The organism is Gordonia lacunae, assembly GCF_002149015.1.
Classification (GTDB): Bacteria; Actinomycetota; Actinomycetes; order Mycobacteriales; family Mycobacteriaceae; genus Gordonia; species Gordonia lacunae.
In genome coordinates this window covers 67,787-90,052 of sequence record NZ_NGFO01000004.1, presented here as the reverse complement: position 1 = coordinate 90,052, position 22,266 = coordinate 67,787, and the positions used below count along the sequence as shown (strand labels likewise).

21 protein-coding genes and 1 tRNA gene are annotated in these 22,266 nt (G+C 68.3%); 8 read left to right on the top strand and 14 right to left on the bottom strand.

Annotated features, from left to right (window positions below; genetic code table 11):
- Positions 1-20 precede the first annotated feature (20 nt).
- The 5 genes from CA982_RS04875 to CA982_RS04855 all read right to left on the bottom strand — a co-directional run bounded on the left by CA982_RS04875 (position 21) and on the right by CA982_RS04855 (position 6,209).
- Positions 21-1,184: a phosphatase PAP2 family protein gene (locus CA982_RS04875; protein ID WP_086534349.1), complete on the bottom strand. Its 1,164-nt coding sequence runs from the start codon at positions 1,182-1,184 to the stop codon at positions 21-23.
- Between the two features lie 106 nt (positions 1,185-1,290).
- A complete protein-coding gene (locus tag CA982_RS04870) occupies positions 1,291-1,977 on the bottom strand; it encodes a TetR family transcriptional regulator (protein ID WP_086534224.1) in 687 nt (228 codons plus the stop codon).
- A gap of 37 nt (positions 1,978-2,014) precedes the next feature.
- Positions 2,015-4,231 carry an MMPL family transporter gene (locus CA982_RS04865; protein WP_086534223.1) on the bottom strand — a complete coding sequence of 739 codons (2,217 nt, stop codon included), beginning with the start codon at positions 4,229-4,231 and terminating at the stop codon, positions 2,015-2,017.
- A 181-nt stretch (positions 4,232-4,412) separates the two neighbouring features.
- Positions 4,413-4,934: a hypothetical protein gene (locus CA982_RS04860; protein WP_086534222.1), complete on the bottom strand. Its 522-nt coding sequence runs from the start codon at positions 4,932-4,934 to the stop codon at positions 4,413-4,415.
- A 99-nt stretch (positions 4,935-5,033) separates the two neighbouring features.
- On the bottom strand, positions 5,034-6,209 hold the full coding sequence (locus tag CA982_RS04855; protein WP_086534221.1) for a DUF418 domain-containing protein: 1,176 nt from the start codon (positions 6,207-6,209) through the stop codon (positions 5,034-5,036).
- Positions 6,210-6,286: 77 nt separating this feature from the next.
- On the opposite strand from CA982_RS04855, the gene CA982_RS04850 reads away from it, so the two are divergent.
- The gene (locus tag CA982_RS04850) at positions 6,287-6,880 is read left to right on the top strand and encodes a TetR/AcrR family transcriptional regulator (RefSeq protein ID WP_086534220.1); all 594 of its coding nucleotides are present in this window, start codon (positions 6,287-6,289) and stop codon (positions 6,878-6,880) included.
- A 68-nt stretch (positions 6,881-6,948) separates the two neighbouring features.
- Here CA982_RS04850 and CA982_RS04845 read toward each other — a convergent pair whose 3' ends face one another.
- A complete protein-coding gene (locus tag CA982_RS04845) occupies positions 6,949-7,332 on the bottom strand; it encodes a DUF5997 family protein (RefSeq protein WP_086534348.1) in 384 nt (127 codons plus the stop codon).
- Between the two features lie 41 nt (positions 7,333-7,373).
- Between CA982_RS04845 and CA982_RS04840 the strand changes: the two genes are divergently transcribed.
- Entirely contained in the window at positions 7,374-8,141 is a 768-nt protein-coding gene (locus CA982_RS04840) for a LysR family transcriptional regulator substrate-binding protein (RefSeq protein ID WP_425269031.1), read from the top strand.
- A gap of 39 nt (positions 8,142-8,180) precedes the next feature.
- Here CA982_RS04840 and CA982_RS04835 read toward each other — a convergent pair whose 3' ends face one another.
- Together CA982_RS04835 and CA982_RS04830 are read right to left on the bottom strand one after the other, a co-directional pair.
- Entirely contained in the window at positions 8,181-8,840 is a 660-nt protein-coding gene (locus tag CA982_RS04835; protein WP_086534218.1) for an NADPH-dependent F420 reductase, read from the bottom strand.
- A gap of 118 nt (positions 8,841-8,958) precedes the next feature.
- A complete protein-coding gene (locus CA982_RS04830) occupies positions 8,959-9,375 on the bottom strand; it encodes a TIGR03668 family PPOX class F420-dependent oxidoreductase (RefSeq protein WP_086534217.1) in 417 nt (138 codons plus the stop codon).
- A 14-nt stretch (positions 9,376-9,389) separates the two neighbouring features.
- On the opposite strand from CA982_RS04830, the gene CA982_RS04825 reads away from it, so the two are divergent.
- Positions 9,390-9,533 carry an SRPBCC family protein gene (locus CA982_RS04825; RefSeq protein ID WP_244176132.1) on the top strand — a complete coding sequence of 48 codons (144 nt, stop codon included), beginning with the start codon at positions 9,390-9,392 and terminating at the stop codon, positions 9,531-9,533.
- Between the two features lie 57 nt (positions 9,534-9,590).
- Here the strand turns inward: CA982_RS04825 and CA982_RS04820 are convergent, their stop codons facing one another.
- From CA982_RS04820 to CA982_RS04810, 3 genes are all read right to left on the bottom strand, one after another.
- On the bottom strand, positions 9,591-11,099 hold the full coding sequence (locus CA982_RS04820; RefSeq protein WP_086534216.1) for an amino acid permease: 1,509 nt from the start codon (positions 11,097-11,099) through the stop codon (positions 9,591-9,593).
- 65 nt (positions 11,100-11,164) lie between these two features.
- A complete protein-coding gene (locus tag CA982_RS04815; RefSeq protein WP_086534215.1) occupies positions 11,165-12,265 on the bottom strand; it encodes a beta-mannosidase in 1,101 nt (366 codons plus the stop codon).
- 97 nt (positions 12,266-12,362) lie between these two features.
- Positions 12,363-12,436, bottom strand: a tRNA-Gly gene (locus CA982_RS04810).
- 253 nt (positions 12,437-12,689) lie between these two features.
- Between CA982_RS04810 and CA982_RS04805 the strand changes: the two genes are divergently transcribed.
- The 4 genes from CA982_RS04805 (at position 12,690) to CA982_RS04790 (ending at position 17,895) form a co-directional block, all read left to right on the top strand.
- A complete protein-coding gene (locus CA982_RS04805) occupies positions 12,690-14,189 on the top strand; it encodes an HNH endonuclease signature motif containing protein (protein WP_086534347.1) in 1,500 nt (499 codons plus the stop codon).
- Between the two features lie 21 nt (positions 14,190-14,210).
- Complete coding sequence (gene dcd, locus CA982_RS04800; protein WP_004022432.1) at positions 14,211-14,783, top strand: dCTP deaminase; 573 nt, start codon at positions 14,211-14,213, stop codon at positions 14,781-14,783.
- Positions 14,784-14,869: 86 nt separating this feature from the next.
- Positions 14,870-16,306 (top strand): UDP-glucose dehydrogenase family protein, encoded by a 1,437-nt coding sequence (locus CA982_RS04795; protein ID WP_086534214.1) that lies wholly within the window; start codon positions 14,870-14,872, stop codon positions 16,304-16,306.
- A gap of 95 nt (positions 16,307-16,401) precedes the next feature.
- Positions 16,402-17,895, top strand: a complete 1,494-nt coding sequence (locus tag CA982_RS04790) for a hypothetical protein (RefSeq protein WP_086534213.1) — start codon at positions 16,402-16,404, stop codon at positions 17,893-17,895.
- 2 nt (positions 17,896-17,897) lie between these two features.
- Here the strand turns inward: CA982_RS04790 and CA982_RS04785 are convergent, their stop codons facing one another.
- A complete protein-coding gene (locus CA982_RS04785; RefSeq protein ID WP_086534212.1) occupies positions 17,898-18,485 on the bottom strand; it encodes a TetR/AcrR family transcriptional regulator in 588 nt (195 codons plus the stop codon).
- Between the two features lie 130 nt (positions 18,486-18,615).
- On the opposite strand from CA982_RS04785, the gene CA982_RS04780 reads away from it, so the two are divergent.
- Complete coding sequence (locus CA982_RS04780; RefSeq protein ID WP_086534346.1) at positions 18,616-20,223, top strand: DHA2 family efflux MFS transporter permease subunit; 1,608 nt, start codon at positions 18,616-18,618, stop codon at positions 20,221-20,223.
- Here CA982_RS04780 and CA982_RS04775 read toward each other — a convergent pair.
- Together CA982_RS04775 and CA982_RS04770 are read right to left on the bottom strand one after the other, a co-directional pair.
- Positions 20,185-21,309, bottom strand: coding sequence for a PDR/VanB family oxidoreductase (locus CA982_RS04775; protein ID WP_086534211.1), 1,125 nt, complete (start codon positions 21,307-21,309; stop codon positions 20,185-20,187). The genes CA982_RS04780 and CA982_RS04775 overlap by 39 nt on opposite strands.
- Before the next feature lie 51 nt (positions 21,310-21,360).
- Complete coding sequence (locus tag CA982_RS04770) at positions 21,361-22,266, bottom strand: metal-dependent hydrolase (RefSeq protein WP_086534345.1); 906 nt, start codon at positions 22,264-22,266, stop codon at positions 21,361-21,363.

Below are 22,266 nucleotides of genomic sequence, written 5' to 3'. Positions count from 1 at the left end.
CCGCCGGGTCAGCGGGATGCTCAGCGAACGGTCACCCGGCCGTCGGGGCCGACGGTGACGTCGGCGGTGTAAGCCCGGACGAGGTCGAGGCGCTGCCAGGAGGCGCGCCCGGGGCGCTGATCGTCGAGCGGGTATCCCGCGGGAGCCGCGGTCTGTATGAGGACCTGGCGGCGCTGCTCGGCGGTGAGTCGCGGGTACGCGGAGGCGATCAGGTCGACGGCTTGTCGCGGTACCACCATCGGATGTGTCGTCGACGCGACGCGGCCGAAGCCGTAGGTCATGCGCTGCTCGTAGATCGTCTGGGCTTCGGCATCCGTGGCGTAGGGCGTATCCCGCGCGATACACACCGAGAGGGCTGCGCCGCAACGCCATTCGAGTTCCTTGCGGATCTCGGTGGCGGACGCGGTGAGGAGCCGGCGGAAGTCCGGGTCGTTCCAGCGGTCGGCGGCCGCGGCCTGGCCGACCATCGCACCGCCGATCACGTCCAGTGGGTAGTGCACCCCGAGCACGATGCGGTGGAATCCGCCCTCGGAGGCGCGGGCGAGGAACTGCGGCGCGAGCTCGGGCAGCATCGACGCGAACAGGGTGCCCCGCCAGAAGAACAGGCTGGTGTGGCCGGACGGGAACGACGGGTTGCTGCCCAACGCGTCGTACTCGCCGGCGCCGGCGCGGGTGTACTTGCGGATCCGCTCCGGGGCGACGATGAACGGGCGCTCGTAACCGAACACGTATTTCTCGACGAGCGTGGCATTGGCGAGACCGCCCGCGCGGGCGAGGTGGTCGCTGAAGAGTGCCGTCGTCTTCGGCAGCCGGCCGGCGGCAAGTGCGGCGCGGAAGTGGCCTCCGAGCCGGACACCGAAGGCGTCGGACATCGTCTGAAGTGGATCGTCGTGTGCGTCGGCGAGTGCACGACGCTGCAGGCCGGGGTCGTCGGCGGCGGACTGGTTGATCGCGACCGCGGTCTCGAGGTTGCGGGCCATCACCTCCGGGTGATCCCGTCGCAATGCGGTGAAGGTCTCGACGGGCTGCAGGTAGACCCCGCCGGGGTACGACGAGATATCCGAGGCGTAGAGCCGCGCCAGGTCGGACACGGGGAACGGTGACGGCGTCGGGCGGCCGGGAGCGGCCTGGGCCGGTGCCGCGAGCGAGAGGGTGGCCGCGACTGCCGCTGCGACGCCGACCAGCGACGTGGCAATCCGTGAGCGGAGAGTTGTGCCTCCTGCTGCGGAGCCGAGTCGACGGCTGGTTGTTCGCGGTCGGGCGGCGCTGTCCGAGATCACGGCCCGAATACTAGTCGGAATGTTTGCCGGGCGAACGGTCAGCCGGGTCCGTCGAACCGACCGGCAACCCCTGCTCGAGCAGGTCGATCGCGCGCAGGGTGGTCTCGAGCTGTGGCATCTCGCGGTTCTCGTCGATCTCGGTGGCCAGATGGAAGGTGACCCCCGCGACCGCATCGAGGAAGACCTTGAGCCGGAAGTCGTCGGGTGCGACCCGGAGGTAGTCGGCGATGAGCTGGGTCATGTCCGAGATCATGCGCTCGGATTCGACCTGGAAGGTCTTCTGCAGCAGTGGTTCGGTGCGGATGAGCTGCATGCGTAGGGGATTGCCGACCCAGGGGTCGTCGTCGGTCAGGCGGTGCAGCTCGGTCATCAGGCGCCGGATGAGGTCGAAGTGGCTGAGCCCGGGCGGCATCGACTCGATGATCGCCTGCGCCTCGGCGTGCAGGTGCTCGTCACCGACGACCACCTGCTCCTTCGATGGGAAGTAGCGGAAGAAGGTGGTGTGCGAGACGCCGGCGGCCTCGGCGATCTGCTCGACGGTGGTCTTGGCGTATCCCTGTTCGGCGATCAGCGTGACCGCGGCCTGCCGGATCGCAGTGCGGGTGCGCAGTTTGTTCTGTTCGCGCAGGCCGATCCGACGCCCCGGGGTCGGTCCCGGGGCGTCGGAGGTGGCGTGCACCGTCAGGCAGTCGCCCATGTGTGCTCACTCATCGTGGAAAGGGTTGTGCAGCTGGTCAGTTCGCCGGAACGGGGGTCTTGGTGTCGTCCGGCTCCTCGAGTCCGCGATGGCGGACGGCTTCGCCCTCGATGTCGAAGTTGATCACGAAGCGGTCGAGCCAGCGCGGCAGTCCCCAGGCGCGGTCGCCGAGCAGCGCGATGACCGCGGGCACGACCAGCATGCGGATCACGAAGGCGTCGAAGAACACAGCCGCAGCCAGGGCGAATCCCATCATCTTGGCGGTCGTCTCCGGAGAGAGCATGAACGCCGCGAAGACGCTGATCATGATGATCGCCGCCGAGGTCACCACCCGGGCGCCGTGACGGTAGCCGGCCACGATCGCCTCCTTGGCGGACAGGCCGTGGATGTACTCCTCCCGCATTCGCGTCACCAGGAACACCTGGTAGTCCATCGCGAGTCCGAACACCACGCCGATCAGGAAGATCGGCAGGAAGGAGATGATCGGCTGGGTCTGCGTGATGAGCCCGAGCCACCCCTCCTGGAAGATCGCGACGGTGATGCCGAAGGTCGCGAGGACGGAGAAGATGAAGCCGAGGGTGCCGACGAGCGGAACCCACAGCGAGCGGAACACGCCGATCATGATCAGGAACGCGAGGCCGACGACGACCACCAGGTAGGGGATGAGCGCGTCGTCGAGCTTCTGCGACAGGTCCGACATGATCGCGGTCTGGCCACCGACGTGCAGTTCGGCGCCACGCTCCTCGACGGTCGGCGCGAATGCGCGGATCTGTTCCATGAGTTGGTGCGTGGCCTGCGACGACGGTGAGCTCTCCGGCGTCACGATGATGAGCGCGGTGTTGCCGTTCTGGCCGCCTTCGTTGCCTGTCCAGGTGAGCGCGGCGGCGTTGGCGACGTCGCCGAGTCCGGCGATGTGCCGGACGGTCTCGTCGGCGGCGACCTTGATCTGACCGTCCTCGTCGTGCACGACGACGAGCAGTGGTCCGTTGATGCCCTCGCCGAATCCGCGGCTCAGCAGTTCCTGCGCGGGCGCCTCGGCTTCGCTGGTCAGCGACAGCCCGAGCTCGAGCTTGGTGGCCGGGATCGCCGCGCCGGCGAGCGCGAGCAGGCCGAGGACGATGAACGGGATCGGCCACTTCACGACGGTGCGGCCCACGCGGGTGCCGAGGGTGTCACTCGTCTCGGATTCCTCGGCGTGCTTGATCCACGGGATCTTCGGTACGAAGGCGAATCGACCGAACGCGCCGAGGAGCGCGGGGATCAGGGTGAGCGCGGCCAGGACGGCGATCAGGACCGCGACGCCGGCGCCGGCACCCATCTGGGTGATGATCGGGATGCCGATGACGACCAGCGCGACGACCGCGATGATGACCGTCAGACCGGCGAACACGACCGCGGACCCGGCAGTGCCGACTGCGCGTCCCGCCGCGTCTTCGGGTGCTCCGCCGCGCCGGAGTTCGGCTCGATAGCGCGAGACGATGAACAGCGCGTAGTCGATGGACACCGCGATGCCGAGCATGGTGACGATGGCCGTCGCCGACTCGTTGATCGACAGGACTTCGGCGGACAGGTTGAGCAGCATGATTGTGATCGAGACGCCGACGATGGCGGTCACGAGCGGTATGAATGCGGCGATCAATGCGCCGAACGCAACGATCATCACGACGAAAGCGACTGCGAAGCCGATCAATTCGGCGGCTCCGCCCGGTTCCATGACCTGCATCAGCGACCCGGTGGCCTCCACCTGCAGACCGTCTCGGCTGTTCTCCTCGAGGATCGTGAGCAGCTCGTCCTTGTTCTCGACGGTGAGGTCGAGCATCTCGATGTTCTGGCGGACCTGGATCAAGCCGACCCGTCCGTTGTCGCCGACGACCGTCGGTGCCAGAGCGGGCTGGGCCGCCGCGACGACCAGCGGGCTCACGACGGTCTGCGGATCGATGACGTCCGGCAGGGTCCGGAGGTCCTCGGCGAGCGCCTCGAGCTGCGCGGTGTGATTCTGCAGGCCACCCTCTGCGGCGACCAGGATGCTGGTGGACGCCCGCTCCTGTTGCTGCATCACCTGCGGGAAGTAGTCCTGGACCTGTTCGGTGGCGATGCCGGAGTCGGTTCCGGGCAGGCTGAAGTCCTTGGCGAACTTCGGCTGCAATGTGCCGACGAGACCGGCGACCGCGATCAGCGCGACCAGCCAGGCCGCGATCACCGCCCATTTGTGCCGGAAGGAGAACCTCCCGAGTGCGAACAAGTACGACGCCATGACGTGGAAACCTTCCGGTGCTTCGCGAGACCGGCCCCCGACGGGCGCGGCAGGTGATCGACAAAATGATAGCCACTCACACTCGGTACTGAGTACCACTTTTGTCGAACTGCTCGGTCACACCTCGATACCGGTGTGAGCCGGGTCGCTCACCGTCGGGTCGACTCCGCGCCGGGCGATCTCAGCGGGCGTTCGGCGGCGTCTGATCTCCGCGGGGATCGGCGCCGGGGCGGTGACGCGGATCGATCGGGTTGTTCGACGGCTGTCCGGCGTGCCGGCCCGCGGTGTTCGGGTCGTCCCGTCCGTCGGCGTTGCGTCCGTCGGGGTTCCGTCCGTCGGGGTTCCGTCCGTCGGCGTTGCGTCGAACGTCGGGGTCGAGTCGATCCGCGCGTGCGAACTCGCTCTCAACCTCCTGCCGCGACTCCGCGGCGTGTCCCTGGTGGTGGCGAGCCTGCTCCTGAAGACGCTTGGCCTCGGCTGCTTTCGCGTCCGCCTCGGCCTTGGCCTGGCGGGCCCGGGCGTCGGCCTCCTCGGCGACGGCCTCTCGATGGCGAACCGATGAGACCTGCTGGGCGGCGTTCTGCCTGATCTCCTCGGCTTGTACCCGTCGGCGTGCCTTCTGCTGACGCATCAGCAACAACACGAGCGCAAGGATGACGATCACGACGACGACGGCGATGATGATCCAGATGGCGGTGTCCACGACTCACTCCTCGATCGGACGATGGTGCGCGTCGGGTACCCCGCGGTGTGGGTGCCTAACCCACCCCGCCGGGCGCACTGACCTGCGGTCGGGCGGCGGTCACCGCGGCGCCGCCACGCGCCGGGGCGACATCCGCCGGTCGGCGGAAGCGGTGATGCGGTCATAGCCGCGGTGCCAGAGCCACTCGAGGGGGCCCCGTTCGAATCGGCTGAGCCAGAAGTGGGAGAACATCATGAGGACCGCGGCGATGGCGAGATAGAGGGCGACGGTGGCCGGGACCAGCGTCGTGCCGTCGAGGTGCTGCGCGAGGCCCATCCCCCAGCCGTAACAGACGGCTCCCGCGATGGCGTTCTGGAAGACATAGCAGGACAACGCCATCCGTCCGACCGGTGTCAACGCGCGGCCGCACCGACCGGGAGCGTGACCGTCGGCGTAATGCCCGGCGACCCAGGCGAGCAGCCCCAGTGCGACGATCGGCGCCAGCCCGTATCGTCCGACGACCAGTCCGGCGTCGCCACCGGCCAGCCCGACCGCGAGGTCGAGGGGGAGGGCGACCCCCAGCCCGCCGACCAGCAGGCGCCGCCGAAGCCGGGCGCCGCGTGGTTCCAGAATGCCGGCGCGTAGCAGGGCGGCGCCGACGAGGAAGAGCGCGATCGACATCGGCAGGATGAAGACGACCTCGGCGCGGAACATCAGCAGGTTCTCGGCGCGGAATGCGATGAGATCGACGAAGCTGCCGTCGGCGTAGGGATTCGGAGAGAGTCCTCTGTTGCCGTTCGCCGGCGCAGGCGCGGCGAGAAGGGCCCACGTCACCAGGCCGAGCAGGGCAACGTGTGTCGACGCGGCGACCGCGATGGCGACGTACTGGCGCCGAACTCGCATGGACAACAGGTAGGCGACGATGAGCCCGGTGACCGCGTATCCCATGAGGACGTCGAACTCGGTGAAGAGGAAGTAGTTGATCAGGCCGTCGACGAAGAGCAATGCGGCTCGCCAGTAGTACCGGCCGGGCCAGGGTCGGCCTCGTCGAACGGCCGACCGCTGCTGGATGGCCAGTCCGATCCCGAACATGATCGTCAGCAGGCCCAGGAACTTGCCCTGGGCGAGCTGCTGCAGGAGATCTTCGGCCGGCGCCCAGGAACCGGTGGCGTGGTGGGTGCCCTGGATGTACCCGACGAGCCCGTCCGGGTTGGTGAAGATCCAGATGTTGGTGGCGAGGGTGCCCAGGATCGCGATGCCGCGCAGGACGTCGAGTGCCGCGTGTCGGGTCGCCATCGTTCTCCGCTCTTTGTTGACACATCCGTGCTATCAAAACTCGGGTCAACGTAGCACGGGTGTACTACCATGAGTCAATGCCCAAGTTGATCGACCGGGATGAGCGACGCGCCGAGATTGCCGAGGCCCTCTGGCGGATCGTGTTGCGCGAAGGGGCTTCCGGGATGTCGGTCCGCGAGGTGGCGGCGGAGGCGAGCATCTCGGTGGGCTCGCTCCGGCACGTCTTCGCGGACAAGGAAGAGCTGCTCGAGTTCTCGATGCGATTGATCTATGAGCGGGTGGCGCTCCGTATCCGCCGGCACGACCGGATTCGCAACCCGCTGCGCTGGGCCGAGGCCGTGTTGTCCGAGGTGCTACCGCTCGACGACGACCGGCGCGTCGAGATGCACGTCAACATCGCGATGGTGACCGAGTCGGTGGCACATCCTGGTCTCGCTGCTGCTGCACGCGAGGCACACGACGGACTGCGTTCGCTCTGCCGGACGGTGCTGGGCATCCTCGACGAGCACGGGCTGGTCGGCGCGGGCCGTGATCTCGACTCGCAGGCGATCGCGGTGCACGCCCTCGTCGACGGCTTGGCGATGCACCTGCTCCTGGCCGACACCGAGTCGCCGGCCCGCGCGCAGCGAGTCCTGCGGGAGTACCTGACAGGGCTGGGGTCCGAGAGCTGAGAGATGGTGTGGTGGAGCAGGGTTCGCCGTAGGAGGGACTCGTCGCCCGCCGCGGCGGGTTCGGCGCGTCAGCTGTCCGCGTCGTCCTCGTCGCGGGCGCGTTGCTTGTCGGCGTGGAGGGACTTGACGCGCCGTTCCTCGCGCCGGACCTCGATCTGGGTGGCGCGCTCGGCGGCCAGCCACTCGGGCATCTCGCTGAGGAGGGCGTCGATCTGCGCTGTCGTGAGGGCCTCGGTGATGCCACCGCGGACGAGCCCCGAGTTGGAGATGCCGAGCCGGGCGGCGACCAGGTTCTTCGGGTGGGGGCCGTCGGCGCGCAGTGTGCGGAGCCACTCCGGCGGGTCGGCCTGCAGGGCGGCGAGTTCGGCCCGGGTGATCGGGCCCTGCTGGAACTCCGCAGGAGTGGCCGGCAGGTACACGTCCAGCTTCTTGGCGGCGGTGGCCGGCTTCATCGACTGCGAGCTCATTCGTCGAGGGTATCGGGCGGTAGCCTTTGGGCGTGACCACACCCGACGTTCACGCAGCCGACGAGGCCCCCGTGTTCCGGCTGGCGTACGTCCCGGGGGTCACACCGAGCAAATGGGTCGGGATCTGGGCGGAACGTCGTCCCGAGGTGCCGCTGGAACTCGTCGCGCTCGACGTCGCCGACTGTGCCGAGGCGGTCGGTGAGGGGCGCGTGCACATGGCGATCACGCGGTTGCCGGAGGCGCTCCGGTACGGCGATGCGCGGCAGCACCACACCATCGAACTGTACGAGGAGAGCACCGTCGTCGTCGTGCCGAAGGACCACGTCCTCACCGCGGGTGAGGAGATGACGGTGGCCGATCTCGCCGACGAACAGTTCCTGTGGCCGCTGGACGAGCCGTTGACCGTGCCGGACCGCCCGGGTGTGGCGGTGGAGCACCGTCCCGAGACCACCGGTGACGCAGTCGAACTCGTCGCGGCCGGCGTCGGTGTCCTGCTCGTGCCGCAGTCGCTGGCGCGTCTGCACCACCGCAAGGACCTCGTCTACCGTCCGGTGATCGACGCGCCGACGAGTGCGGTGGGGCTCCTGTGGCCCGCTCCGACAACGGAGTCGGCCGACGCGTTCATCGGCATCGTGCGCGGCCGCAAGCCGACGTCATCGCGTGGACGCACCGGCGAGGCGCCCAAGCGATCGGCCAAGGAGAAGGCGGCGGCGAAGAGGGCGGCACGCGAGGCGGCCGGGAAGATTCCCGGCAAGAGTGCGCGGCGCGGGTCCGGACGTCCGAAGCGTCGGTGATCTCACGCCGTGGCGTGCCGCCCCCTTGGCGAGGGTGCGTCAGGCGCGCCATTCCGCGGTGCGTTCGGGCGATGCCTCGGCGAGTGCCCTGATCGTGTCGTCGACACCGAAGTCCTTGCCGTACACCGGAGTCCCCGGCTGCTGACGCCACGACTCGGCGAGCGGACCGGCATCGACCGGATCGAACCCGAGTTCGTCGACGACGCGGAACACGATCTCCTTGCCGGCCGGGTCGTCGCCGGCGATCGGCAGCGCGATACGGCCCTCGGTGCCCGCGGGTATGCCCTTGTTCAGCAGGTGCTTCCAGTAGATGCCGTTGAACACCTTGTACACCGGCACGCCGAGCAGTTCCGACACCCAGACGCTCTCGGGTGTGCCGTTCTCGATCGCCTCGATCTTCCCGTCGCGCTGCTGCGGGTAGTAGTTGTTGGTCTCGATGACCGGAGCACCCGCCTTGCGGGCGTCGAGGATGCCCGATGCGAGGTCGGGGGTGTTCTTCTGCGGGATGCTGACGATCACCAGGTCGGCGTCCGCTGCGGCGTCGGCCGCCCACACCGCAGTGGCGCCGGTCTCGAAGGCCAGCTCGGCCAGCGTCTCCGGATCGCGCGAGTTCGCCACCCGCACCTCGTGTCCGAGCGATGTCAGACGACGCGTGAGCGTCCCGCCGATGAATCCCGCACCGATGATCCCGATCTTCACAACTGCACCTCTGCCTCTTGTCGGACGATGTTGATGACCATTCGCGCAACGAGGGCTCGCGCCGGGTCATTCCCGGGCGCGGCGAAGGGTGACGATCGCCTCCTCGGTCCCGCCGTGCCTATGAGGTGGCCGACCAGCTGTGCCACGTCAGGGACTCCACGACGATCACCGGTCCCTCGGGCCGTCGTTGTCGATACTGCGGGTACTTCGCGGCCAGCGTGTCGATGCCGTGACTGCCGACGGGTTCACCGGCGTCGACGACGTGCGCTTGGCCATCTACCCGCACCCACCAGAGTTCATCCCAGTTGTCGGAGTACAGGTCAGCCAAGAACGACACCGCGGGATTGTTCGCGATGTTGGCGAGACGACGTAGTGCGGTGGTGCGTTTCGGCTTGTGATCCACGCACGTGTAGATGACGTCGTCATCGATTGCGCATACGACGGGGACCAGGTGCGGTTTGTCGGAGGGCGACACCGTGGCGAGCGTGACCGACCGGGCGGCGGCGAAACGTTCGCGAGTCAGGCGCAGGTCCATATCACGAGGATGACATGCGCTCGCGTGCCGAGCCGCTCACCTTGACCTACGACTGGTGGGCCGTACCCACGCACATCCGCCAGTACATCGAGTTCCCGCCGTGTGCCGACGACCATCTGCGTAATTCGTTGAACCACATCGCCGAGCTCGTCGGCTGATCGGCGAGGTCAGCAACGAGACCGGGTACCTCACCCTCCGATCGCCCGACGAGCCGGTCAGCCGACGAGGTCCGGATCCGGATCGCGATGTGCCGACGCGGCCGATGTGGGTGACAGATCGGCGGTGAGTAGGTCCACGGTCGGGCTGCGCGTGATCACCTTGTGGCCCCACCACAGAGCGAGGAACACGAAGAGGGCGCCGTAGGCGGTGAGCCACAGCTCGAGATTTCCCGCGGATCCGTCGCGGATCGCCGGGAGATTCTGCCCGGCGATGACTGCAACACACATGAGCAACGCGATGATCGGTCCGGCCGGATAGAGCCAGGCCTTGTAGGGGAGTCTGCCGAGGTCCAGGCCCTGCGCGTGCCACGCCCGACGGAACCGGTAGTGGGCCCAGGCGATCCCCATCCAGGTGATGAAGCCGGCCACCGAGGAGGCGGTGACCAGCCAGACGTAGGCGCGACCGTCGCCCACCCGACTCGCCAGAAAGCAGAGGGCGCCGATGGCCGTCGTCGCTGCTACGGCGAGGAGTGGCACACCTGATCGGGTGACCCAGGCGAACACACGTGGGGCGTTGCCCTGAACAGACAGGCCGTACAACGCGCGGGTTGCCGCGAACAGGCTCGCATTGCCCGCCGACAGGATCGCGATCAGGATCACGGCGTTCATGATCGATGCCGCCACCGCGATCCCCGCTTCGGAGAACACGAGGGTGAACGGGGCGATTGCGATGTTCTCCTCGGACGCATTCAGCAGATTGGGGTCGGTGTACGGGATCAGGAACGCGATGATGGTCAGGGTGCCGATGTAGAACAGCAGGATGCGAACGAAGACGGTGCGCACGGCGCGCGGAATGGCCGTCTTCGGTTCGACTGCCTCGCCGGCGGCGACCGCGATCATCTCGGTGCCCTGGAATGCGAAACCGGCGATGAGGAAGACCGACAGCATTCCGATGGGGAAGTCCACGAACGGAGCGTCGTCGATCGTCCAATTGCTGAACCCCGGCGACGGACCGTCGCCGACGACACCGAGAATCAGCAGCACGCCGACGATGAGAAAGACGACCACCGCGATGACCTTGATCGCCGCGAACCAGAACTCGGCCTCGCCGAACGCCTTGACCGCGAACAGGTTCAGCGCCAGCAGGCCCGCCAGGAACACGACCGACCAGATCCACGACGGCACGTCGGGTGCCCAGTACTTCATGATCAGTCCGGCCGCCACCAACTCGGCGGCCAGGGTGACCGACCAGTTGAGCCAGTAGTTCCACCCCGCGGCGAAACCGAAGGACTTGCTCACGAAGCGCTTGCCGTACTCCTCGAACGGGTTGCTGCACGGGATGTACGCCGACATCTCGCCGAGGCTCTGCATGAGGAAGAAGACCATGCAGCCCATCAGCAGATACGCCAGGATGGCGCCACCCGGACCCGCGTCGGAGATGGTGGCGCCCGAGGCGACGAACAAGCCGGTGCCGATGGCGCCGCCGAGCGCGAGCATGCTGATGTGACGACTCTGAAGTCCCTTGCGCAGAGATTCGTCGGGGGTGATCCCCAGGGGACTGGACACCGGCAGAGTCTAACGGCCGGTCGGCCCCTCGGCCGGGTGTTGCGCTGTTACCCGAGTGCTGAGCCTCAATCGAGGCTGGTCAGTTCGGTGACCAGTGCGTGCACCGGGTCGCCGGGACCGATGTCGTAGGTGCACTGGTCGTCCCGCGGGTCCGGGACGAATGCCCAGAACAGTGCGGTTGCCGTCCCGGCCGCCCGCTGGCCGGCGACCTTGGTCCGGAAGTCGGCGGCGCGCTCGGACCTCGAACCGCACGAGCCGGCATGCTGGCCGATCTCGTTCACCGCGAGGGGTTTTCCGACTGCGCGGGCCTGTCGTAGACGTTCGGCCAGTCCGTTCCACTGATCCCCGGGGAGCGCGACCCCATCCGCACCGTAGTCGTGGTAATCCAGGACATCCACGTACGGGGAACCGGCGACGTACTGATAGTCGGGCCCGGCGGTACCGCACTGGCCACCGCCGGTGAAGCCGGACCAGATCACCGCTCCGCCGTGCAACCGGGTGACCATCGCACCAGCCGCGCCGAAAAACGACCGCAGTACGCGCGCGGCGTCGACCGGGCACGACCGCTGCTGCCATCCACACGATTGATCGCCACAGACCGACGGCTCGGGTTCACCCACCAACTCCCATCCCGCCAGCGCTGGGCTGGCCTTCCAGCGCCGCACGGCCGTCCGCAGCCAGTCCTCGAACGTGAGTCCACCCGCGCCGGTGGCGGTTCGCCACCCGGATCGGTACCAGTCTCGTTCCTTGAACACTCCACTCTCGCAGGCGCCGTCGGCGGCCGCGAGGACCGGCAAGACCATCTGATCGTGCCGCGCGGCGGCGTCGAAGACGGCATCCATCGGTCCGAAATCCAACTGCTGGGTGTACTTGTTGACGGCCAGTCGAGCGAAGAGATTGAAGCGGGTGAGCGAATGCGGGGGCAAGGCCTCGAAATAGTCGTCGAGATCCACCATCGCTCCGCACCCGGCGTTCACCGACCAATCGGTGGCCAGCTGGTACGCGTCGAACCCGGATGGCCACCAGTGTCGCCCGTCGAGAGTCAACCCGGCCGGCGTGGCATCGACGCGGTTGGGCGCCGCCTGTGCCGGCGGAGGCATCATCCAGCTCAAGAGCAGGCCGATGCTCAGCACCAGAATCGGAATTCTCACCGCGGGCAGATGCATGTGTGCGTCCTGGGATGACGAGGACCGACTGTGGCGTCGGCCCAACTCGTCTGATGATTGCACGTGCCGTGCGCTTTTCGATCGTGTACGGCGATGGTGGAGCCGATGACGGGAATCGAACCCGCGTATTCAGCTTGGGAAGCTGATGTTCTGCCATTGAACTACATCGGCGTGCGAGCGCTGGACTCGCGATCGACAGCCTAGCAAACCGGTGACCCGGACGGTCGTCGGGACGCGCAGATGTAGTGGATCGTGGCGCTGGGCGCTACGAACTGCTGCATCTGGCCGGCGACGGGACGCAAACCGCCGGGCCCGATTCGGCAGCGACGCAGGACAACTCACGAACAAGGGTTGCGCGGCGGACGGCCGCACGGTAGTCTCGAACACAGTTTCGAGTAAAGCCATGATGATGGGGGATGAAATCATGGCTTCTACCGAGCCATCTGCACCACAACCACTTCTGCTCGACCAGTACGAGCGCCTGCATGCGCTGCTGGACGAGATCGCCGGGACGACGTCCACGGACTGCTCCGAGACCGAACTGCTGCAGGTCGCTATCGAGCACGAGCGTGCCGAACGACGGATGCTGTCGCTGTTCACCGATCACATCGTCGACATCGACGAGCGGTCGGCGTACCGGAAGATGGGGTGCCAGACCGTCTCCAACTTCCTGTGCCACGCGCTGAACCGGCGCGGCGAGGCCAGCCGTCTGATGAATCGCGTGTGGGCACTGGGCAGGTTCCCGGACATGCAGGGAGTGCCGCTCGAACCGCGCTTCCCTGAGACCGCCAAAGGTGTTGCCGACGGCGAGATCTCGGGACGCCACGTCGACGTCGTCATCGAGGTGATGCGCAAGATCCCCGCCGACGTGGACCCCGCCGACCGGGAAGCCGCCGAGGCGACGCTCGCGCACTACGCACGCGAGTACGACCCGTCGTCGCTCCGTGATCTCGGCGCCCGCATCCTGGCGCACCTCGACCCCGACGGGACCATCACCGACGATCGCGACCGCGCCCGCAACCGCGGTCTGAAACTCGGGCCGCAAGACGCCCAGCTCATGTCCCGGCTGACCGCCACCCTCGACCCGACGACGCGTGCCATGCTCGACGTCGTCTTGTCGGTGTGGGCCGCTCCTGGGATGAACAATCCCGCCGATCCCGAGTCGCCCACCGGGAACCCCGCCGCCGCGGACCCCGACGCGCTGGCCGCCGCTGCCGGACGCGACGAGCGCTCGGCCGAGAAGCGCAACCACGACGCGTTCCGGGCCATGCTGCGTTTCGTTCTCGACGCCGGCGCCCTCGGGGGTTCGCACCACGGGCTGCCGCCACACCTTGTCGTCTCCATCACCGAATCGGCGCTGCGCGACGCGGCCGGCGACCCGGCACGGACCGCGACGGGAACCCTCCTACCCATCAAGGACGCCATCGACCTCGCCGCCGACGCGCAGCATCATCTCGCGGTGTTCCGCGACCACACCAGCGAGGTCCTCTACCTCGGACGGTCCAGGCGATTCGCCTCGCGCGCACAGCGCATCGCGGCGGTCGCCCGCGACGGCGGCTGCACATTCCCGGGCTGCACCCGACCGTCGTTCGACTGCGAGATCCACCACGTTGTCGAGTGGGGCGCGCACGACGGCCCCACCGACCTCGACACCCTCGCCACCGCATGCGGACCGCACAACCGGGCCGTCGGCACCGGGGTGGACCAGTGGGCCACCACCATCGCGACCGAAGGGCTCGACGCCGGCCGCGCCGTGTGGCACCCGCCCCGCTCACACCCCTCGTCGACGCCGCGGATCAACCACGCCCACCGCACCGACGCCGTGCTCGACCGGATGCGCGCCGACGTCCGGCGGCGCAGAACCACGGAACCCGACGACCGGGGATCATCGGCGCCGACCGACACCGGCGCAGATCCTCCCTGACCGTTCGATAACCTCGACACCGTGCTGCTCTCCGACCGCGACATCCGCGCCGAGATCGCTGACGGGCGCCTCGCCATCGATCCGTTCGATCCGGCCCTCGTCCAGCCCTCCAGCGTCGACGTCCGGCTCGACGGCCTGTTCCGGGTGTTCAACAACACCCGCTACACCCACATCGACCCCGCGCAGCGTCAAGACGAACTCACCTCGCTGGTCGAACCGGCCGACGGCGAGCCCTTCGTGCTGCACCCGGGCGAATTCGTGTTGGGGTCCACCCTCGAGGTGTGCTCACTTCCCGACGACCTCGCCGGCCGGCTCGAAGGCAAGTCGTCGCTAGGCCGATTGGGCCTCCTCACGCATTCGACGGCGGGCTTCATCGACCCCGGCTTCTCCGGCCACATCACCCTCGAACTCTCCAACGTGGCCAACCTGCCGATCACCCTCTGGCCGGGCATGAAGATCGGGCAGCTCTGCCTCATCCGCCTCAGCAGCCCGGCCGAGGAGCCGTACGGCAGCGCATCGGTGGGATCGAAGTACCAGGGACAACGCGGCCCGACGCCGTCGAAGGCGTACCTGAACTTCCAGAAGAACGACTGAGACCCTCCGGAAGTTCACCCAGAGGATCACCACCCGCCACGGCGACGATGGTTACCGGCCGCCCCGGCTGGGTAACCGTTGCGTTCATGAAGCTCACGGTGATCGGATGCGGCTACCTCGGTGCCACACATGCGGCCTGTATGGCCGAACTCGGGCACGACGTCGTCGGCATCGACGTCGACGCGTACAAGATCGAACGGCTGCAGGCCGGCGAGGTCCCGTTCTTCGAACCCGGCCTCTCCGACATCCTCCGTCGCAACATCGACGCCGGACGGCTCCGCTTCACCACCGACCACCTCGCGGCCGCCGACCACGCCTCCGTCCACTTCCTCGGCGTCGGGACGCCGCAGGAACCCCGTGGCCACCGAGCCGACCTCTCGCACGTGTACGCCGCGGTCGACGCGCTCGTCCCGACGCTGCGGGGAGCGCACCTGATCATCGGCAAGTCGACCGTGCCGGTCGGCACGTGCGCCGAACTCGCGCAACGGATCTCCCTGCTGTCGCATTCGGGAGCCGATGTCGAGCTGTCGTGGAGTCCGGAATTCCTGCGGGAGGGGTTCGCCGTCGAGGACACCCTGGAACCGGATCGCCTCGTCCTCGGGATCGGCTCGCTCGACCCCGACGGACTCAACACCGCCGCCCAGGATCCCGGGGCCGGGTCGTCGGCCGGAGAGGTCGTGCGCGAGATCTACCGCGAGATCCTCGAAACCGGTGTTCCCCTCATCGAAACCGACTGGGCCACGGCTGAACTCGTCAAGGCGTCGGCCAATGCCTTTCTCGCAACCAAGATCTCGTTCATCAATGCGATCAGCGAACTGTGCGAGATCGCCGGGGCGGACATCAACACCCTCGCCGACGCCATCGGGCACGATCCGCGCATCGGACGCCGATTCCTCAACGCTGGACTCGGTTTCGGCGGGGGATGCCTGCCCAAGGACATCCGGGCGCTGACCGCCCGCGCCGACGACATGGGTGCACCCCGCGCCGTCGGGTTCCTGCGCGAGGTCGACGCGATCAACATGCGCCGCCGCGGTGCGGCGGTGGAACTGGTCTTCGAGGCTCTCGGCGGTGAGGTGCTCGGCCGCAACATCGCCGTGCTGGGTGCCGCGTTCAAGCCGGAGAGTGACGACGTCCGCGATTCGCCCGCGCTGACGGTGGCCAGCAGGCTGGCGCTCGAGGGCGCGTCGGTCACCGTTTTCGATCCGAAGGCGATGGACAACTCGCGAAGGGTGTATCCCAGCCTCGACTACGCGTCATCCGCGCGGGACGCGTGCGACCGGGCCGACGTCGTCGTCATCGCCACGGAGTGGGCCGAGTTCGTCCACATGACGCCCGAGGAACTCGAGGGCGTCGTCCGCGCCCGACGTATCGTCGACGGCCGGCGCTGCCTCGACCCGCAGATGTGGCGTGACGCCGGCTGGGACTACCGCGCGCTGGGCGGTCCGGCACCCACCCGTCCCGCACCGCGAAACAACCCGTCCGAGCAGGTGAGCGGATTCGCGCCGGGGGCCTCGGTCCGCTGAGTCGTGCTAGGTTGAGTCTCGCGATTGTCCAGGGGGCACCTTCTCGCCGGTGGGGGCACGAGGCGAGGTGCACGTGAGGTGCAGGAATCAACCAGATGACCGACACGGTGGCCGATCCGGCCGTGACACCGACGTCTGCGCAGGCAGAGGTCACGGTCAGCGCTGCCGACGCCGTGCGCGCTCAACTCGCCGGGCGCGGCATCCCTGAGACAACCGAGGTCGTGCTGTTCGATCTCGATCCGCGCGCGGGTGTCACGGTGGGGCGCATGGACCCCGCTCGCGGGACCGTCGCCGATCCGTACACCGATTCCGGGCTCACCCTGGACGCCCTCGATCACGTGATCGCCGATCACCTCGTCCGCGTCGGACGTGTGGCCGCGCCGACCTCGCGCGAGTGGCACGAGGAGGTCCTCGACCTCGTCAGGCGCGGCCGCGAACGGCTCCGCGAGTCCGACGGCACCTTCCTGATGGGCCGCGACCACATCCGGTTGTTCCGGATGGCACGGCGCGACATCGCCGAAGCCGGTGCCCCCCTCGCGGCGCGTGCTGAGGACCTCGTCCGTGCAGCCGTCACCGGTGCGGCTGCTCCCGCCGTCGTCATCACCGATCGCGTGGGTGCGTGGCCCGGTCTCCGGGACGCGATCGCGCGGGCCGTCCCCGTGCCCGTCGTCGACGTCGAACCCGCGGGGCACGCGATCCGGCCCACGGCGGCCGGCGGGCACGCAGCCGATCCCGACGCGGCCGCCGTGGATGTCGCGGTCGAGCCGGAGCCGGAGCCGGAAGCCCCGGCGCCCGCGACAGATCACAGGGCGCCGGCCACGTCATCGTGGGACGGAACCCCCTCGAACGACGGGGTTCTCGCGAGCGACCAGCTCCGCCCGGAGGGCGCCGACCACCCGTCCGATCCCTCGATCTTCGAGGCGATCAACCAGTCGCCACCGCCGCCGGCGACGGCCTTCGGGGCGCTGGCCCCGTATGGGGTTGCCGGACAACCGGTTCGCGATGCTCCGCGGTCTGGCCGACCGGCGTCCGGCGGGGATGTCCCGTCCGACCGGATCCGCCCTGCGCCGGGACCGTCGCCCCATCGCGAACCGACCTCGGGAGTTGAACCTTTCGGCGTGTGGGACGCGAACACCGATCCCGCACCGGGCTATTCGACGGCCGGTCCGGATCGTGTCGGGTCGCCCCGATTCACCGACGGGCCCGTGACGGGCCCTCAGGCGGCCGGCGCCGGCCGGCAGCGGCGATCAGGCAGGCGCGTGCTCGCGGTGCTCGCGTTGCTGTGCGCGGTAGCCGTCGTCGGGGTGGCCACCGCATTGGCGGTCGCACACGATGAGGCGACGCCGACCGTCGCCGCGCCGCTTCCCCAGCGCACGGCCGTCACCACCGAACCCGAATTCGCCGACCCCGCAATCCTTGCCGAGGCCCGGCAACCCGCACGGCGGTACACGCCGCCTCCTCCGCCGGAGACGTCGACGTCGGTCGAGTCCGCCCCGCGGCCCCGTCCGCGCCCGCGGACCCCGCGTCCGCAGCGCGGCGTGACGATCCCGAACCCGATCCCCGGTCTGCCACCGATCGTGCTGCCCTGACGTCAGCCCGGGTGCGGGGACAGGCCGCGTGCCACGAAGGCCAGGACCTTCTCGTAACCCGCCGCCGCGTCGATCTGGGGCGGGTGTGTGCTCGCGAGTTCGAGTCCGACCGCCCCGTGCACGGCCGACCAGACCTGCATCGCCAGGTCGGCCGGGTCTCCGGCCATGATCACCCCGGCCACCTGGCCGTACCGGACGACGTCGACGAGGACCGCGAACGCGTCCAGTGCGACGCCCGGTTCCGGCGCGCACTGGGCGGAGAACATCAACCGGTAGATCACCGGATTGGCGATCGCGAACGCCCGGTAGGCGCGACCGGAGTTCGTGAGGCGGACGACCGGGTCGTCGTCGGTCGCCGCGATGGCCCGGCCGAACTCGACGAAGCCGTCGGTGACCAGCGCATCGAGTAGGCCGTCGCGGCCGTCGAAATGGTTGTAGACCCCCATCGGTGCCACCTGCGCCTCGGCCGCGACGGCACGAACCGTGAGCCCCGCCTCGCCGTCCCGCTCGAGGATCGTCCGACCGGCCCGGAGCAGGGCGGAACGGACCTCGGCGGCCGAGGTGCGGGTGCGGGGCTTCGCGGTGGACATGTTGACAACCTACTAGAACAGTGTTCTTCTTGAGTAGAACACTGTTCTACAACACTGGAACGACGTTCTATCAAGTCTCTGTCCGGTTGTCAGCATGAGTGCCCGAGTGGCCCGTGATCAGGAGAATCCGATGCGAACAGAACGCACCCACACCCGCTGGTGGGCGCTCGGCGCCCTCAGCTTCGCCGAACTACTCGTCATGATCGACAACACGATCGTCAACGTGGCCCTCCCGACGCTCGCCCGCGACCTCGGCGCCGGGATATCGGGCCTGCAGTGGATCGTCGACGCCTACACCCTCGTCTTCGCGGGCCTGCTGCTGACCGGCGGCTACCTCGGCGACCGGTTCGGACACCGCCGGATGCTCCTCACCGGCATCGTGGGGTTCATGGGGGTGTCGGTACTGGCAGCGTCGTCGCAGGACATCGGGCAGCTCATCGCGAGCCGCGCCGGGCTCGGAGTATTTGCGGCGCTGGTCTTCCCGGCTACTCTCGCGATCATCACCACCATCTTCGTCGACGCCCGCGAACGTGCGATGGCGGTCGGGATCTGGGCCGCCGTGTCCGGGGTGGCGGTGGCCATCGGACCGGTCCTCGGTGGGTGGCTGCTCGAACACTTCTCGTGGACGTCGGTCTTCTGGGTGAACATCCCGTTCGGTGTCCTGGCCCTGGTGCTCATCCTGGCCGTTGTCCCCGGCACCCGTCCGCTGGCGGTGCCCCGGTTCGACGCCGTCGGTGTCGTGCTGTCCGTCGCCGGCCTGGGCCTGCTCACCTTCACGCTGATCGAGGCGCCGCATGTCGGCTGGACAGAGGTGCGGACAATTCTCGGAGTCGTTGCCGCGCTGGTGATCCTGTCCGTCTTCGTCACGACGCAGCTCCGGATCGCGCATCCGATCCTCGATGTGCGACTGTTCGCCAATCGCCGCTTCGCGACCGCGGCCGGGATGATCAGTGTGGCGTTCTTCGCGCTCTTCGGTTTCATCTTCCTGATCACCCAGTTCTTCCAGGCGGTCAAGGGTTACGGGCCGCTGGCCGCCGGGATACGTACTCTGCCGTTCGCGATCGTGATGGCGGCGCTGTCGCCGGTCGCGATGGCGCTGTCACATCGTTTCGGGCCGAGAGTCGTCTCGGTGATCGGCGCGTTCCTGATGTCCGGTGGATTCGCACTCGTCGAGATCTCCTCGCGCGCTTCGGGTTACTGGGAGCTCATCGTCTGGTCGATGGCACTGATGGCGGCGGGTCTCGCATTCATCTCCGGTCCGTGCACCCAGCTCATCATGGACGCGCTGCGTCCGGAACAGGCCGGCGCGGGCAGCGCGGTCAACGACACGACGCGGGAGATCGGCGGAACACTCGGGGTGGCCGTTCTCGGTTCGATCCTGACGTCGGCCTACGTCGCCGGTGTCGGGGAACGCCTGTCGGATGGCGGTCTGCCGGCCGAGGCGGTCGACGCGGCGAAACAATCCGTGATGGCCGGTGTCGAGGTGGCGGACCGGCTGCCGGGCGCGATGGGAGATGCGGTGCAGGTCGCGGTTCAACAGGTCTTCATGGACGGGTTGCACAACGCCGTCTGGGCGGCAGTCGCGATCACGGCAACAGCCGGCGTGGCGGCGGCAGTCCTGTTGCGCGGCAGTGGTCCCGGGTCGCAGGCCGCTGCCGACGAGGTTGACGGCGGGGCCCTTCGGGGGGAGCGGAAGGGCTCAGAGATCGAGGGTGAGATTCCCGCCGGGACTGCGTGAGACGCAGGTGAGGATGGTCCCGGCCTCGCGTTCGGGCTCGGTCAGGATGTTGTCGCGGTGGTCGATCTCGCCGGACAGCGTCCTGACCTTGCAGGTGCCGCAGAATCCCTGCTGGCACGAGTACGGCACCGACGGCACCACCCGGCGGATCGCCGCGAGCGCGGATTCGTCGGCGGCGACCGGGATCTCCTGACCGGTCGAGGCCAGGGTCACGGTGAATTCGGTGCCGTTCTCCACCGGCGGCGGGCTGAAGCGCTCGTAGTGCAGCTCGATGTCGGCCCGCGCCGCGAGATGGCGGCGAAGCCCCTCCAGCATCGGAACCGGGCCGCAACAGTAGACCGCGAGGTCGGCGGGATCATCGACGGGACCGACGAGTTCGGCCATGCTCGGCAGTCCGTGCACGTCGTCGGTCCGGATGGTGACGCGGTCGCCGAAGGCGGCCACCTCGTCGAGGAACGGGATGGACTCGGCGGTACGCCCGGTGTAGAGCGTCGACCAGTCCAGTCCGAAGCGCTCGGCTGTGGCGAGCATCGGCAGGATCGGGGTGATGCCGATCCCCGCTGCGACGAACCGGATTCGGCGGGCGGATGACCCGTGACCGGGAACCGCGAGCGGGAAGGCGTTGCGCGGCCCCTTGATCGAGAACACGTCGCCGATGCGCAACGAATCGTGGACCTCGACCGAACCGCCACCGCCGTCGGGAATCCGGCGCACCGCGATCCGGTAGTGCGCGCGGTCGGCGGTGTCGCCGCACAACGAGTACTCCCGCATGCGTCCCGAGGGCAACAACAGATCGATGTGGGCACCGGCGTGCCATTCCGGCAGCATCGCGCCGTCGGCGGCGGCCAGGGTGAGCGCGATGACGTTCTCGTCCCGCGCGACCACCTCGCGACCCACGATCCGAACCCGCGTGGTCCCGTCGCTCACCACGCCGGCGTGCAGTGGTGACAGGGGTCGCCAGACCGGCCACCACGCCCGGAACACCATCGTCCCGACCGTGAGCAGTGGATCGTGTCGCCAGCGTCCGTGCAGGTGTGGCGGCGGCTCGGTCAGCGTCGTCGAATGGGGATGTGCGCGTTGATTCATGGCCCCGTCACCGTCATGGTCGCCGTCGTGGTCATCGTGACATGTCCTCGATCACGCCGCGTTGCGCGCGGCCGGGGAGCTCGCGAGGTAGGCGACGGCCTGTGCGGTGCTGCCGATGTCCTCCGGCCGGAACCCGGGCCGGAAGTAGCTGAAGGTGGCGAACACGATCGTCCGCATCTTCGGCAGCACGCCGGCCCGTACCCCGCGGTGGTAGTGCCAGGTCTTCTGGAAGTAGTTGTACGACAACGACGTGTCCTGGCTCATGATGAAGCGGTAACCCCGCTGGATGAGGATCAGCAGGATCGGCAGCACCACGAACATGGCGCGGCCGCGTCGGAGATATCCGTCTCCGAAATAGGCGGCGACATCGTGTGCCACCGCGCGGTGCTCCACCTCTTCGGCCCCGTGCCACATGAACAGGTCGGCCATCGTGGGGTGTGCCCCGAGCCGGGTCCAGGTGTTGTTGAGCGCGAAGTCGCCGAGGATGGCGGTGTAGTGCTCCAAAGCCGCGATGAGCCACAGGCGTTCGACCAGGTGCTTGTCACGGGCTTCCTGCGAGCCGCCCTCCAGCGGTCCGAGTACCTTGCGGAAGATCCATTCCATCTGCAACTGGTAGGGCCGCGGGTCGATGCCGTGGTGATCGAGGAATTCCCACAGGACATGATCGTGTGCCTCGGCGTGCATCGCCTCCTGGCCGATGAATCCTCGCATCCGGGAAGCGAGTTCCTCGTCGGCGACCAGCGGCAGGGCCTCGTTGTAGGTCTGCACGAACCACCGCTCGCCCTCGGGGAGAAGGAGATTGAGCACGCTGATGAAGTTCGACGCGACCGGGTGGCCGGGAATCCAGTGGAGCGGCACGTCGTCCCAGTCGAACGCCACGTTGCGGGCGTGCAGCTCGACCGGCCCGGGATCGGCCGAAGGGTCGCTCCCGTGTGCGAGATCGTCGGTGTGGGTCAT